Raw genomic sequence first — 14,747 nt, 5'->3', positions numbered from 1 at the left:
GATAAGTGTGTCCTGGTAAGGTTGCAAAGATAGGGTGCAGGGTGCAGGGGGCAAGGGGCAAGGGGCAAAGGAAAAAATAAAAGTTACTGTCAGCCCCTGAAACCTCTGCCCCAGGCTCTGTGCCCCCTGCTTTGCTCACACAAACAACAACTCCGACTTCAGTGTTGAGCGGGCACGCCCCTGAAATGTGCCGCTGATGGGAGCGGCCAATTCGGGTTTCGCCGTCGATGTCAGAAAAATGTGCCGGTTCACCACCAGCGACCCTTCGGTTGGATCGAAACCCCGCCAGCCTGCCCCCGGCAGGTACACCTCCGCCCATGCGTGAAGCTGGTGCTCCTGCTGCGGATTGCCAAACAGATACCCACTCACAAATCGGGCGGCAATACCGAGACTCCGGCAGGCTGCCATAAACAGCGTTGTGTAGTCGCGGCAGGAACCTTTCCGAAGGGTCAGGGTTTGTTCGGGCGGAAAAGGGGCGCCTACCTCCCGAATTTCGTAGGTGAATTTCCGAATAGCCCGATTCAGCGCCATCAGGAAGGCGGTTGTCTGCCAGCCTGCACTGATTGCCAACTGCCGTGCCCAGGCTTCCACCCGCTCCGATACGCCTACCCGTTCCAGATACGGATGCAGCAGGTCGCTGAATTTGGCAGGGTAGCGAAAGGGCACCCGCTTGGTCTCGAACGGAAACAGCACAAAATCAAGCGAATTAAATTCATCGGATTGTAGCTCCATCTCAACCGTTACGTGCAGGTGGGTCGTTGGATGGCTAAAATACACGACCTGCTGCACGTTGCCCTCCACGTCGATGTTTCGCACAATCCTGGACGGTTTCGGATCAATAATCAGGTCGTAAGCCAGCAATTTCTGATACGGATACGTTCGTGGATACAGATAGAGCGTCTGTGGGCCAAGAGCAACGGGGCTATCGTAGGTGTACTCAGACTCGTGCCGAACATGAAGGTGCATGGTTGTTGAAGGATGACCGGGTCGCCGGAGCGATTATAAAGGATGAATTAGCTGACGCGGGAAGTTATCATTCATCCTTTATAATTCTTTTGTGGCCCGGACTTTCTCAAAAATAGGGTCCATCCAGTACGAAGGCAGCTTTCGGACCGAGTTGCTCAGCAGCGCACTCCACTGGTGCGATACTTCGTCCATGTCATCTTTTTCGAGCCGGTATTCAGTCATGTGAAAACTATCTTTGGGATAGATGACGACATCTAATGGATAATCGACATCGTTGGCGCTGACGCGGGTCGCATCGAAGGCCAGGAAACCAATCTTCAGGGCATCCTGCATGTTGGTTTCGTAGGATAGATTCCTGAATAACAACGGCTTGCCGTAGCCCGAGTTGCCAATAATCTTAAACGGAGACCCCTGGTCAACCTCAACCCAGTTGCCTTCGGGGTAGAGCATGTATAGTTTATGTTCGTCGTCGTCCTCCAACTGCCCGCCCACAATAGCGTTCAGGTTGAAATTCAGCCCATTGGCAATAATCGAGGACTTGTCTTCCTGAGCCACCCGCTTCACCTGCTCCCCAAAGGCATTGACGGCTTTGTAGAGTTTGTTGAAGGACCGGTCCTGCTCGGTGAGCACTTCTTTGAAATACGTAATGGCCTTGTCGCGCACAGAACGCAGGCCTGATGTCATAATGAACAGGGAATGGTTCTCGACCTCATGAACCGAAATTTTCCGGTTCGATGAGACTTCGGTGCCGGAGGTTAGTCGTCGGTCGGCAATGGCAACTAAGCCCGACGCAACTTTAATTCCTAAACAATACGTCATTCGATACAGTAGGGAAATCTGGCGAGTCTGCTTTAGAAGCGTTCACGCCAACCAGTAAAGCTGACAAATATACAGGTTGCCCCCCGTTATGCGCGACTCAAGGCGCTGTTTTCTCGAAAAATGCGGGGTGGTGTTTCCAGACTTCGACAGATTAACGGCTGGCTTCAGCACCGGCAGGAGGCAGTACTGCTGCTTAGAATCAGGGCTTGTGGCTCCTGAAAAACAGCGACATGGGTAGAGCCGGGAATTGCTTTTTGGAGCAAATCGGTTTGTTTTTGGGAAACCTTTGTGTTACTTTGGCATGCAGAAGGTGTTTATTCCCTCTGCCCATTTTGCGATGAACTTTGACGACGAAGACGACGACGATAGCTTCATGGACTGGGATGGTTTCGATGAGGATTATGATCCTGAAGAAACCCGCGCCGAGATGGAGGCCGAAAACCGGCGTATCAAAAATCTGCCCATTCTGCGTAAGGCCAATGAACTGATGGAGTTGACTCAGGCTATTGTCGAAACAATAAATAAGGAGGAAGACGTGCTGATGATGCACGAGCAGATGCTGGCCAATGCCATGATGCTGGCGCCAAAAATCGTTGGGGCCGAAGGGGGTGATTTATACACCCTGCGGATGGAAAATGCCGTAATCATCAAAATGCACGCCCGCGAACTGCTGGCCCAAACCTCCTATTGCAAAGCCGAAAAGTTGGCGACTACCGCCTACCTGAATGTATTGCGTGACGAAATCGAGCAGTTTAGGCTCCTGTTTGTCGAGTGGGTCAACGGATTTGATAAAGATAACGACGCGCCAGACGACTGGGGGCTGTTTTACTAAATCTGACGGAAGCGGCTATTCCATCAATAACGATTGCCCTGTTTAGAGTTTTTGCACCGGAATGGCCTGAACGAGTCATGATGTTGCCATCCACAAGCTAATTTCCTGGCCATCTGCACAGAATCGTAAGCTGTACAACATCACTTTCGTAACCCAACAACCTATCTTTGTCGGCTTGCTACGATTTTTCGGATATGAGAGACTGTTTATATTCCTTTTCTACGTTTTTTTTGACTTATAGTAAGACGATACGCATCAGCGTCTTACTATTGCTTTGTGGGTCTGTGTCGGGTTGGGCTACTGATAGAGCGCCAGCGAACGCCCCTGCCGTATTAACTGTATCGGTAAGTTCGGCGGTTGTTTGTGCCGGCACCAGCACGACGTTAACCGCAGCCGGTTGTCCGGCCAATGGAGCCATCCGGTGGTCAACAAGCCAAACAGGCATTTCTGTCGCGGTTTCTCCCCAACAGACCACAACCTACACGGCCATCTGCGACGTAACCAGCACGTCTGTTGCGACAACCACCGCCATCAGTACAACAACTACCAGTTCAACCGCCGTCAGCACAACGGCTGTCAGTAGCACAACGGCCCTTGTCACCACTGTTACCTCAACCAGTGCAACGGGCACGGTTCAGGTACGTCCGGCCATTGTACTAACCCCCGAATCAACGTCGGCTTTGTGCAATGGTACCAGCGATGGCCGGATTGTGCTCAACGCGAGTGGCGGCACGGGTGGCCTTCAGTATCAGTTCAATAACGACCCTTTTCAGACAAACAACGCGCTCGGCAATCTGAAAGCCGGAACCTACCCAGTTGCGGTAAAAGATGCTTCAGACTGTGTAGTGAGGGCGAATGTTGTCGTCGCGCAGCCACCGCCCTTATCGGTAGTCGTCACGCCGGTGGCAGCAAAATGTAATGGTGGGGCCGATGGGGGCCTTATTGCGGTGGCTTCGGGTGGTATTGGCGATTATCGGTATATTCTCAACAATGGCGCCCCACAGATTAGCGGAACGTTTGTGAACCTACAGGGCAATACAGAATACACGCTTACTGTTGCAGATAAGAATACGTGTGTATTATACAGGTCAGTGCTGATTGGCGCACCGACGTCATCAACCATCACCCTGACTCCAAAACCCACCCGCTGCCTGGGTACGGCGGATGGCAGCGTTACCATTTCCGTGACTGGGGGCACGGGCAATTATCAGTTTCAGCTTGGCACGAATCCGTTCCAGGACGGTTCTCAATTTACGGGCTTATCGGCGAAAACCTACGAATTCACCATTCGCGATGCTAACGGATGCACCAGTAAAAAAAGCGTAATGATTGAGCAGCCAGCTCAGTTGAAACTGGCTGTCAGTTCGATACCGGTGAACTGTTTTGGCCCCAACAGCGGCTCGATAACGGTTACTCCGGCGGGTGGCACCGGCGTTGTAACGTATCAACTGACAACGAACAACACCCCCGCCACCGGGAATGTGTTTAAGGGCGTGGCTGTTGGCGATTACACGGTTGTAGGCACCGATGCCAACGGCTGCACAAGCCTTGCTCCCGTCAGCGTCGGCAAAGCGGACCCACTGAAAGTGCAGGCAGTGCCTACACCGGCTACCTGCTGCGTTTGCCCGACCGGCACGGTTAACCTAACCAGCACCGGCGGCACAGGCATGGGACGGCAGTATCAGCTTATTGGGCAGGCGTATCAGGCCAACCCGCAGATTGGTGGGCTTCGGCCAAATACCTATCGGTTTCGGGTGATCGATGAAGTAGGCTGTACCGACTCCGTCGTTGCTGTCGTATCCAACGGGGGCGCCATATCGCTCTCGGTAGGAACAAGTAAGGATGTAGCCTGTGTGGGTGGCCGCGATGGCCAGGCAACTGTGCAGGTGGTCGGTGGCGTTAAACCATTTACGTATTACTGGTCCACCGAACGACGGGATACGTTAAAGAATCTGACCGCTACTCAAACCGCGCTGGCCGAGGGTACCTACACGGTTAGTGTGCTGGATAGCAATCGCTGCTCGACCACGACCATCTTTGTAACCATAAAAGCGCAGTTCCCGCTACCCGACAAACCAACGATCAGTCAGGTAAGCAGCAGCACGCTAACCGTTCGTGATCAGCCGGCGGGCATACAGTGGTACGTTCGCATGGGTGCCGATCCGGGCAAGCCCGTTCCGAATGCCACCGGGCCTACGCTGGTGCCGTTCGAGAGTGGCCAGTATTACGTCATCGTGACGGCCAATGGCTGTGCATCGCCCCCATCCGATGCCATCAACTTTATCCTGACGGGCATTCCAGACCCCGCTTCGACCCTGTCGGTGCGGGTAGTCCCCAACCCCATTCTGGACCGGCTGCGGGTAGAAATCGAGCAGGGCGAACGTTCACCGATACAAATTGATTTGCTGGATGCATCGGGCCGGGCGGTCATGAGCGGGCAGATACCGGCCTTTACGGGTAAAAAACAAGCCGAATGGCTACTGACGGGCGTTTCAACGGGAATCTATCTGCTAAGAGTGAATGCCCATTCGCGGCAGTCGCTGATTCGGGTGCTGGTGGAGTAAAAGTTTATGGTTTCAGGTGAGTCGCCGGTGCGGTTCAATGTTTCACGTTTTATGCTGCTGGTGCGTTCTTGAAACCGCACCGGAATGCCGGACTTCGGCAGCCCGGTTGGAACATGAAACATTGAACGTTAAACTTACAGCCGCTCCTCAAACAGTTTCAGAATCCGCTTGTATTCATCCATCCAGCTTGTCGGTTCCACAAAGCCGTGGTCCTCAACGGGGTAAACGGCCAGTTCCCAATTCTCTTTCCTGAGTTCGATGAGCCGCTGCGCCAGCCGAACAGCATCCTGAAAATGCACGTTCACGTCCACCATGCCGTGACAGATCAGCAAATGGCCTTGTAAGCCTTCAGCAAAGTGAATTGGCGACGAACGGCGGTATGAAAGCGAATCATCCTGTGGTTCGTTCAGAATGTTGGCCGTGTAGGGGTGATTATAAGCCGCCCAATCGGTTACGGGCCGCAGAGCCGCCCCGGCCCTGAACACCGGAACGCCGGACTGATCGGTCGCGGTGAACATGGCCATCAGGGTAATGAAGCCACCATAGGAGCCGCCATAAATTCCAATTCGTTTCGCATCGACGCCCTGCGTCTGCACAAGCCACTTAGCGGCATCGACATGGTCTTCCAAATCCTTGCCGCCCATGTACCGATAGATGCCCGTGCGCCAGTCGCGTCCGTAGCCCGCGCTGGCCCGGTAGTCGATGTCAAGTACTGTATAGCCCTTGTCGGCCAGCAGGTTATGAAACATATACTCCCGAAAATACTGACTCCACCATTTGTGGGCGTTCTGCAAATAACCCGCCCCGTGAACAAAGACAACACTCTTGCCCGATGGATTCTCTGGTTTATACAATCGGGCGTAAATCGTCTGGCCATCGCGGGCCGGAATCGTTACCAGCGATGGCGCCCGCCAGGGATAGCTTTTGAAACCATCCGTTTGTGAGTCAGTGAGTTTTGTCGCTGCCTTACTCCCTTCTCCCTTCTCCCGCCCGGCGGCCCGGCTTTCCTCCCCTATGTCCTTCACATACAGTTCCCAGGGCTGATTGCTGGCCGAATAACGAATGGCCATGCGGCTCTCGTCGGGCGAAAGCGTCACGTCGTTGGCGCCGGTCATGGTTGTTAAGCGGGTTCGCGGCCCACCATTGACCGACATCCGGTAGTACTGCTGCTCGCCCGGATGAACCTCGTTGGTTTGCAGAAAAAAGTGCGTTTTATCTTTCGACAATAACACCTGCTGCACTTCAAATTTGCCCGAAGTTAGTTGCTTTTTTTGCCCTGGACTGGATGGCCCCGTCAGTACATTGACGGTGTAGATATGCGAATACCCATCGGCCTCCGACTGAAACCAGATCGTTTGATTATCGGCCAGAAAGTTCATATTGCCCGGTGAAGCCCCGCCCATACCCTGCCCGTTAATGCCCGGCCCGCCCACCCAGGCATCGTCGTGCTGGCGGTCGAGGAGCGAAAGTTTGGGAGTTGCGGTCGGGCGTGTGTCCAGGTCTAAGCGCATAATCCAGCGGTCTTTGTTGTCGAGCGACCGCACGACCACCACGCACAATTTGCCATCATCGGACCAGACAGGGCCGTTGATGACTACGGGCCGCGTTTTTTTTGCCGTATCCGGTTTCGCCTTGCTGACCGATGTCAGGTAGGCTGGTGTATCGTTGATACCCGGAATGTCTTTCGTACTTACCGCCCGGACCGTGTCTCTGGCAATGTCATACACGAAAAATTCCTGACCAGCCACAGGAGCGCCCACTTTGGTGCGGGCCGGAATGTCTTCAGTATAGCCCGATTCGGTAATGTAGTTGGGCACCTGAGCCGTTTTAGCATTGGTTGCCGGTTTCGTCAGGCGGTAGGTAACAAAACGACCGTCGGGACTGAGTTGAGGAGCCACCACCTGTTTATCATCGAGGTAGATTTCCTTCGGGCGTTTGGGCCGGTCGGCCTTCGTGATGCGTTCACCTTCGTCTTTTTTGGCCTTACGTTCCTTCAGCACCGACGACAGCCGCAGTTGATCCTGTTTCAGAAATTTCTCTTCGTCGGTTAGCTTCGGTTCTGCTTTCTTCGTTCCGGCACGAAAATCAGTGAGTTGGGTTAGTAAGCCCGTTTTTAAGTCGATGCTGAACAGGTTGGAACCGCTTCGGCGGAAGATGACCCGCTGCTCATCACCGGAGAAAGCCACATCGGTTTCCGTCTCAACGGTGTTGGTTAGCTGCCTGGTGGAGCCGGACTTTACTTCCAGCAAAAACAAATCGCCCTGTCGCTCAAACAGCCGCTGCGTATACGCCCGATTGTAGGCAGCAACGGGAGCCGTAGGTAAGGCCCGCCGTTCGGCCGGGCTTACTTTGGCAGGCTTCGAGGCTATGCGTGATGGAGAGCGGGGCGTACTGGTGAAGGTCACTTTGTAGAGCGAATCGCTCGTCGCCTTGTCCGTAGCCCCGCTGGTAGGGTTCCAGTTGAAATAAAGTGTCTGGGAATCATCCGACCAGAACGGGTTGGACGGCGACGTGCCGACCCAGACCTTCGGGTCCTGCATAATGGTTTCGACGGTGAGTTGTGGGCGGGTTGTTGAGCCAACAGATTTCGGAGCGGGCTGGGCAAGCACCGGGGCCGTAAAAAAAATGAGTGAGCAGCAGACGATTGATTTCATCAGAGAACGAGGTGAGCAATAACCGGAAAAACTGGAAATTAGGAAGAAAAGGCCGAAAAGAGTATTTTGCAACATGGAAACGCCAATTAATCCGGCTATCGAACCCATTGTGCGGGAGTTCAAAGCAGCGTTGCAACTGCTCTACGGCGACCGCCTGCACGACGTGGTCCTCTACGGCTCCTACGCACGGGGCGACTACGACGACGAGTCGGATATTGACCTGATGGTTTTGCTGAAGGATGAGCAGGTGAATACGTATGCCGAGATACGTAAAATAATCGACATCGAAACCGGCTTTCTGTTGAAATATGGTTTAGCTATTTCACCTTTACCCGTTTCCTATGCGAAATATAAAACGGCATATGGCGGTGTTTATCAGGAGGCCCGTAAGGAAGGAGTATTTTTATGAATGAGCAAATCGACCGTTTTCTTGACCATGCAAAAGATGCCCTGGACGATGCTAATTATTTACATCAGGATCAGAATCCGGTCGGGTAGAATTGGCTGGTAACCAAAAAAGCGGGTATCTTGCTCAACCAAATACGTCATTCTGCTATGCACTACGTCATTCACGCCTACGACCGTACCGACCCGGACGCCCTCAACCGGCGCATGGCTGTCCGGCCCGCTCACTTCAATTATGTTCGGGAGCTAAAAGAAAAAGGACAGTTCGTTCTGGGTGGCGCGTTGCTCAATCCCGACGGAAACATGATTGGTTCGATGCTCATGCTCAATATGGAAACCGAAGACCAACTCCAAGATTATTTGCAAACAGACCCGTATATTGTGCAGGGCATTTGGGAGAAAATCGATGTAAAACCCTTCCGGCAGGCACACGTATAAAAAGCTCAACATACTTCATTTTGATACAAGCCGCAATATTTGATATGGATGGGCTGCTGGTGGACTCTGAACCCCACTGGCGAGCGATGGAACGGATCGTGTTTGCCTCGGTTGGGCTGCATCTGACCGATGATGAATGCAAACAAACAACCGGATTGCCCATTCTGGAGGTCGTTCGCTACTGGTTTGCCCGTTCCCCCTGGACCGAACAGGCAGCAGCAGGCCGAAGTCACGAAACCCTCGCCGATGCCATTACCGAGGGCGTTCATGAGCGCATCGCCACCTTAGCCGAACCGATGCCGGGCGCCATCGACGCGCTGAATTTTTTCGTGCAGCGCGGCCTTCCAACGGCCATTGCGTCGGCGTCGCCGATGAGTTTGATTGAGGTCGTTGTCGACCGGCTGGGCATTCGCAATTCACTGACACTCTGGCATTCGGCTACGCTCGAAGCGCATAACAAACCTGCTCCCGATGTGTATCTGGGTACGGCCCGAAAATTAACTGTATCGCCTGCCCATTGCCTTGCTTTTGAAGACTCAGGGAGCGGGTTAATGTCGGCAGTTACCGCTGGCATGCGAACCGTGGCTGTACCGGCTGAATTTGAATACAATGATCCTAAATTTGCCAAAGCCGACCTCAAAATACCCTCACTAACAGCATTTTCGGTCTCTATTTTCGATGCATTACTGACTGCAGAACACTACTCCTAACTTCCTAAACGTGCCTGGCACGCGCTAAAAACCAATGCGTATTTATCAACTCGATGCTTTTACCGACCGCCTGTTTGCTGGCAATCCCGCAGCCGTTGTTCCGCTAACCAACTGGTTGCCCGATGAACAGATGCAGCAGATAGCCGCTGAAAATAACCTTGCCGAAACGGCTTTCTACGTAAAAACCGATGGGGAAACGAACTATCATATCCGGTGGTTTACGCCCACGGTCGAGGTGGATTTATGCGGCCATGCCACTCTGGCGGCTGGTTATGTTGTGTTTTTTCTGGAGCACGATTCATCAAAGGCAACCCAGCCTGACCAGATTTATTTCAATTCCCGGTCTGGTGTACTGACAGTCTGCCGAAGCGAAGACGGCTGGCTCACGCTTGATTTCCCTGTCGATGTGGTTCAGAAAGCTACCCTGCAACCGCCCGCTCTGATAGCCAGCCTGGGGGAAAAACCAATCGCCATTTTCAAGGGAAAAACCGATTATATGCTGGTCTATGAAACCCAGGCCCAGGTTGAAGCCTTATCGCCTGATTTTCGGGAGATGAGTACGGTGCCGGCACGGGGAGTCATCGTAACGGCACCGGGCCGATCCGGTGCTGGAGAAGAAGCCGTGGATTTTGTATCGCGATTTTTCGGGCCGCAAACGGGTATCGACGAAGACTCCGTAACCGGCTCGGCGCATACCACCTTAGTGCCCTACTGGGCCGAAAAATTAGGCAAAACCGAACTTATTGCCCGGCAGCTTTCCAAACGCGGGGGCTACCTTCGCTGCAAACTCAACGACGACGGTGAGAACCCTGCCCGAGTCGATATTTCGGGGCGGGTACAGTTGTATCTGACGGGCGAAATAAATCTGTAACACAGGAAACTAAGGGGAGGTCGTCAGGGATGGACCAGGTCATCGCCTGACGACCTTTGCCATTGTCCGTCGATGGAGTACTTTCCTGGTCCATTCAGGAGCAAAAAAAAGCTGACTGCCGCTAAATTAGCGGATGGAAACGTATTCTGATAGGTATCGTTGATGGCGATATGTGCCAGCAAAAAGGCAGTACTAAAGTTGATAATCAGAAATAAAGATGCCCAGCGCGTCCACAGGCCAAGCAGCAGCAAAATGCCGCCGATAAATTCGGTATACGACGCCAAATAAGCGCCAACGGTTGGAAACGGAAACCCCAGTTTGATCAGGTAAGCGATAAACTCCGGTTGATTTTCGGCGGGAAACAGCGCATTTTTATACGAGACTTTCACCAATTGAAAGCCGAAGGCCAGCCGCAGCAGTAAAACACCGACATCCCGAAAACGGGAAAGAGAAGCTAAGCGTGACGTCATAAGGTTAAGTTTAAGAAACTGTTTACCGGCAACCAAATGTCAGGCTGCCCCAATAGCTGTGCCAGTCGGCCGTTGCAGCATCGTCATTGGGAATCATCCGCACTAAGCTAACCATATTAGCCCCCGATTTAAGCACAAACCGAACGCGTCCCTGAGCATCGGAGCGCTGTTTCGCTTCGGTCAGGTGGTTCGCCCCGTCTCGGTTCCAGTAGCGAACCAGCGCGCCCTCCAGCGGTTTATTGCCGAACAATACGGTAAATTCCGCCCGTTGCCCCGGTCGCTGATCATACGGATTTTTAGTCGGTATTATCTCCAGCATCATGCCGGTATTCTTCGCAAAGGTAGTGTCGGTTTTGAGGCCAGCCTGCACCAGTGTTTTCACACAGCGCTGGTAAAGCTCGCGGCTCGGTTTGCCGGTATCGCCCCGTTGCTTTCGGGCGGCAATTGCATTGTCGAGACCATCTTCTTCCAGGTAAAGCAGAAAGCTGTCGGGCTTCATGGTTAAAAATTTGGGCGTGTTGGCAAAACTAAACAGGTGCGTACCTGCCGTTGTCAGCGATACCGTCACATCGCCGTAGGTCTCTCCCGTGAGGGCAGGCGCCAGGTTGGTGCTGCCTGCAACGGTATGGTGGCGATACTGGCTGATGCGGTTCTTTTTGCCTTCCGACCGCTCACCCATAAAGCCCTCACCAACAAGTACCTGCACCCTGATTTTACCGCCAATGCTGGCGAAAAATGTACTGGGTTGCAGCCAGAATTCGTGCCCGAAACTTATACCAATTCCAATAAAGAGGAGGGTAAGGGCGAAGAAATGTTTTTTCATCAATTTTTATTTGTAATAAATCTAAACAAGCGTACCTTTGCCCACGTAATCAATGGATTTACAATGACTACCGACTATCCCTCTTTTTTGGGCAGTGTTTCGCTCAACGAATCAAAATCACTTATCCAGACGAACCCATTTCTGGGGCATGAATGCGTCCTGAAAAAGTGCTGCAAGAAGTACAAAAAGAGTAAGCGCTGCAAGAAATGCCCGGACTGATTGCCTGATTTCTTTGGCTGACAGGTTCTTTTCCGCAATTTCGCCGGATGGACCTGCACTACGAATCATATCCTACGCTTCCCCCGGAGCCACTGCTGGCTTCTCTGCTCGATTTGCTAACCGGCATTTTCGACAATCAATCCCGCCCCGAAATCCTCGCCGAACTTACGTATCAGGTTGACCGAACGGGTCTGCAAACACTATTGGCAACAGCAAACGGTCAGGTTATTGGCTGCAAACTCGGTTACGAACGCAAGTCCGGCCATTTCTATAGCTGGCTTGGTGGCGTTCATCCGGGTGCCCGCGGTCAGGGCATCGCGTCTGAACTGATGCGTCGGCAGTATGACTGGTGCCGCCAGCGTGGGTATCACACCATCCGAACCCAAACCTACAACCAATGGCGCGACATGCTCATTCTGAATCTGCGGCATGGTTTTGATATTATTGGTACAGTGCAGGGTAAATGGGGCCTGGTAATTGTTTTGGAGAAAAAACTGACCTAATGGTGTTGTGTGTTTATGCACCTCTATCTACACATACCGTTCTGCAAGCAGGCCTGTCATTACTGTGACTTCCATTTTAGCACGAATCTGAGCCAGAAATCGGCCCTTGTCGATGCGCTTTGCACCGAAATTTTCCTGCAAAAAGAATACCTGCCCAAACAGCCGTTAGAAACAATTTATTTTGGTGGGGGAACGCCTTCCCTATTAACAGAAAGCGAATTAGCACAAATTTTTGACGCCATTTACACCCAGTTTACGATTTCCCCCGTTGCTGAAATAACCCTCGAAGCCAACCCCGACGATCTGACGATTGACAAACTTCAACGGCTGCGTCGGTATGTCAATCGGCTGAGCATTGGCATTCAAACGTTCGATGAAACTACGCTTCGCTGGATGAACCGCGCCCACACCGCTGCCGAAGCCGAAACCTGTGTGTTGCTGGCGCGGGAGACCGGTTTTGAGAACCTGAGTGTAGATTTGATTTACGGCATTCCGAGCCGGGACAACTCACTCTGGCAGACTGATTTACAGAAAGTACTTGCCCTCGATGTGCCGCACCTCTCAGCCTACGCCCTGACCATCGAACCCGACACAACCTTTGGCCGGTGGCAGAAAAAGGGCAAGTTGCCCCCTGCCGACGAAGCTTTAGCCGCCGACCATTTTGAGGAACTGACCCGTGCCTTAACGGGCGCAGGCTATGCCCAGTATGAAATCTCGAACTTTGCGCGAAAGGGCCAATACGCCCGGCACAACACGGCGTATTGGCAACGGCGACCTTACCTCGGCATAGGCCCAAGCGCCCACTCCTATAATGGCCATTCGCGACAATATAACATCGCCAACAACGCCCGGTATATCGCTGATATTCAAAAGCTTATCCTGCCCGCCGAAATTGAGCAGCTTACCCGCGCCGACCAGGTAAACGAATACATCCTGACGGGTTTGCGGACGCAGTGGGGTTGTTCGCTGACGGAGTTAAACGCCCTGCTTGGCGCTGACTTTGCCCACAGCCAAACCCGCGACCTCGCGGCTATGTACGCATCCGGCTGGCTTACCCGCACCAACGACCAATTGACCCTGACGGAGGCCGGTAAACTCTTCGCCGACCGGGTAGCCGCGACGTTGTTTGTGGAATAGTTTGAGGTTAGAAGTCAGAGGGTTAATGTTGACTGACGCGAGAGTGGCCAACATTAACCCTCTGACTTCTAACCTCAAACTTATTATATATTATTTTAAAGATTTAGGCGTTAATCGGGTGGAAGCGTGGGTTTCCTGCGCCTGACTATTATTTTCGCGGAACAGACCTACCCCCATGAATCCGCAACGCCCCGCCAACACATTCCGCAACGCCCCTCCTCAGCAGCCACGGCCAAAAGCCGCCCATGCCTCTACGCAGCGGTTGCAAAAAAAAGGTCGGTGGCAGCAGGCCCGCCAGTTCATGCGTGAGCGGCCTTTGCTGGAACGGATTTACTGGTTTTGTGTGAAGGCATTTCTATGGCTGTTTTTCGGGTCGCTGGGCTATGTCGTTGCGCTGAAATACGTACCGGTCTGGCTAACGCCCCTGATTGTCTCCCGCTGGATGGATACCGTTGGCACCGACGAAAGTGGCCACGTTTACAAAACATGGCGGCCCTACGATAGCATCAGCAAAGAAGCCGCACTGGCCGTTGTAGCCTCTGAAGACCAGGCTTTCCCGACGCACTGGGGCTTCGACTTCGACGAAATCCAGGACGCTATCAAGGAAAACAAGACCCGCAAACGACCGCGTGGCGCCAGCACCATATCGCAGCAGGTCGCCAAAAATGTTTTTCTCTGGACGGGCCGCAGTTATCTCCGTAAAGGACTTGAAGTGTATTTTACAGCCCTGATTGAATTGATCTGGGGCAAAAAGCGCATTCTGGAAGTTTATCTGAACGTAGCCGAAACCGGCCCAATGACTTTTGGCGTGGAAGCCGCAGCGCAGCGGTACTATGGGCATGCGGCAGCAACGCTCTCCCGCAGCGAAGCAGCCCGAATGGCGGCTGTGCTACCCAACCCACGCCTGTTTTCCATCAAGCATCCGTCCAACTACATTCAGCGCCGAACGAGCCAGATTACCCGGCAAATGCGGTATCTGGGTGGGCAGAAATACATTCGGAATTTGTGAGGTTTCAGGAGCCGAATGTATCTGATTAACCACTGCTTAAAAGTACTGTATTTTGGGCGAAACATGTATGGAACAAAAAAAAGGTACTCAGGCGGCATTTATCTGGATTTCCCTTCTTTTCATTTTTTGTAACTCATCTACCATCAATGCCCAATTTACAAGCCATATCGATTGTTTTGTTCCAGCAGCATGGGAAGGCAAAGAGACTAGGGCGTGTTGACAGTTAGGTAAAGTTAGCCAAGCGTTTCATCTTTGCACCATGCGCGCCGTTATGAAATTACCGACCAGCAGTGGGAACGAATCGCCCATCTACTCCCAGGCCGAGTG

14 protein-coding genes are annotated in these 14,747 nt (G+C 52.8%); 9 read left to right on the top strand and 5 right to left on the bottom strand.

All coding sequences use genetic code 11. From position 1 onward, the window contains the following. Nucleotides 1–135: 135 nt before the first annotated feature. Together ACYVI1_RS23040 and ACYVI1_RS23035 are read right to left on the bottom strand one after the other, a co-directional pair. Nucleotides 136–966, bottom strand: a complete 831-nt coding sequence (locus ACYVI1_RS23040) for a transglutaminase family protein (RefSeq protein ID WP_460913198.1) — start codon at nucleotides 964–966, stop codon at nucleotides 136–138. A 78-nt stretch (nucleotides 967–1,044) separates the two neighbouring features. Further along, a complete protein-coding gene (locus ACYVI1_RS23035) occupies nucleotides 1,045–1,785 on the bottom strand; it encodes a peptidase (protein WP_460913197.1) in 741 nt (246 codons plus the stop codon). Nucleotides 1,786–2,122: 337 nt separating this feature from the next. On the opposite strand from ACYVI1_RS23035, the gene ACYVI1_RS23030 reads away from it, so the two are divergent. Together ACYVI1_RS23030 and ACYVI1_RS23025 are read left to right on the top strand one after the other, a co-directional pair. After that, nucleotides 2,123–2,617 carry a hypothetical protein gene (locus tag ACYVI1_RS23030; RefSeq protein ID WP_460913196.1) on the top strand — a complete coding sequence of 165 codons (495 nt, stop codon included), beginning with the start codon at nucleotides 2,123–2,125 and terminating at the stop codon, nucleotides 2,615–2,617. Nucleotides 2,618–2,847: 230 nt separating this feature from the next. Next, nucleotides 2,848–5,181 (top strand): T9SS type A sorting domain-containing protein, encoded by a 2,334-nt coding sequence (locus ACYVI1_RS23025; RefSeq protein ID WP_460913195.1) that lies wholly within the window; start codon nucleotides 2,848–2,850, stop codon nucleotides 5,179–5,181. A 134-nt stretch (nucleotides 5,182–5,315) separates the two neighbouring features. Here the strand turns inward: ACYVI1_RS23025 and ACYVI1_RS23020 are convergent, their stop codons facing one another. Next, entirely contained in the window at nucleotides 5,316–7,835 is a 2,520-nt protein-coding gene (locus ACYVI1_RS23020; protein ID WP_460913194.1) for a S9 family peptidase, read from the bottom strand. Nucleotides 7,836–7,908: 73 nt separating this feature from the next. Here ACYVI1_RS23020 and ACYVI1_RS23015 point away from each other — a divergent pair, with 73 nt between their 5' ends. The 4 genes from ACYVI1_RS23015 (at nucleotide 7,909) to ACYVI1_RS23000 (ending at nucleotide 10,259) form a co-directional block, all read left to right on the top strand. Then, nucleotides 7,909–8,244, top strand: a complete 336-nt coding sequence (locus ACYVI1_RS23015) for a nucleotidyltransferase domain-containing protein (RefSeq protein ID WP_460913193.1) — start codon at nucleotides 7,909–7,911, stop codon at nucleotides 8,242–8,244. Nucleotides 8,245–8,390: 146 nt separating this feature from the next. After that, nucleotides 8,391–8,678: a YciI family protein gene (locus ACYVI1_RS23010; RefSeq protein ID WP_460913192.1), complete on the top strand. Its 288-nt coding sequence runs from the start codon at nucleotides 8,391–8,393 to the stop codon at nucleotides 8,676–8,678. Nucleotides 8,679–8,698: 20 nt separating this feature from the next. Next, nucleotides 8,699–9,388 carry a hexitol phosphatase HxpB gene (gene hxpB, locus ACYVI1_RS23005; RefSeq protein ID WP_460913191.1) on the top strand — a complete coding sequence of 230 codons (690 nt, stop codon included), beginning with the start codon at nucleotides 8,699–8,701 and terminating at the stop codon, nucleotides 9,386–9,388. Between the two features lie 34 nt (nucleotides 9,389–9,422). After that, nucleotides 9,423–10,259 carry a PhzF family phenazine biosynthesis protein gene (locus ACYVI1_RS23000; protein WP_460913190.1) on the top strand — a complete coding sequence of 279 codons (837 nt, stop codon included), beginning with the start codon at nucleotides 9,423–9,425 and terminating at the stop codon, nucleotides 10,257–10,259. Between the two features lie 23 nt (nucleotides 10,260–10,282). Here the strand turns inward: ACYVI1_RS23000 and ACYVI1_RS22995 are convergent, their stop codons facing one another. Then, nucleotides 10,283–10,729 carry a DoxX family protein gene (locus ACYVI1_RS22995; RefSeq protein ID WP_460913189.1) on the bottom strand — a complete coding sequence of 149 codons (447 nt, stop codon included), beginning with the start codon at nucleotides 10,727–10,729 and terminating at the stop codon, nucleotides 10,283–10,285. A 22-nt stretch (nucleotides 10,730–10,751) separates the two neighbouring features. After that, nucleotides 10,752–11,552 (bottom strand): DUF4198 domain-containing protein, encoded by an 801-nt coding sequence (locus ACYVI1_RS22990; RefSeq protein WP_460913188.1) that lies wholly within the window; start codon nucleotides 11,550–11,552, stop codon nucleotides 10,752–10,754. Nucleotides 11,553–11,818: 266 nt separating this feature from the next. Between ACYVI1_RS22990 and ACYVI1_RS22985 the strand changes: the two genes are divergently transcribed. The 3 genes from ACYVI1_RS22985 to mtgA all read left to right on the top strand — a co-directional run bounded on the left by ACYVI1_RS22985 (nucleotide 11,819) and on the right by mtgA (nucleotide 14,420). After that, nucleotides 11,819–12,274 carry a GNAT family N-acetyltransferase gene (locus ACYVI1_RS22985; protein ID WP_460913187.1) on the top strand — a complete coding sequence of 152 codons (456 nt, stop codon included), beginning with the start codon at nucleotides 11,819–11,821 and terminating at the stop codon, nucleotides 12,272–12,274. Nucleotides 12,275–12,289: 15 nt separating this feature from the next. Then, the gene (gene hemW / locus ACYVI1_RS22980; RefSeq protein WP_460913186.1) at nucleotides 12,290–13,411 is read left to right on the top strand and encodes a radical SAM family heme chaperone HemW; all 1,122 of its coding nucleotides are present in this window, start codon (nucleotides 12,290–12,292) and stop codon (nucleotides 13,409–13,411) included. Nucleotides 13,412–13,586: 175 nt separating this feature from the next. Further along, nucleotides 13,587–14,420: a monofunctional biosynthetic peptidoglycan transglycosylase gene (gene mtgA / locus ACYVI1_RS22975; RefSeq protein WP_460913185.1), complete on the top strand. Its 834-nt coding sequence runs from the start codon at nucleotides 13,587–13,589 to the stop codon at nucleotides 14,418–14,420. Nucleotides 14,421–14,747 lie beyond the last annotated feature (327 nt).

The sequence above is a fragment of the Spirosoma areae genome (assembly GCF_054781775.1).
This window is presented reverse-complemented; position numbering and strand designations above follow the sequence as displayed.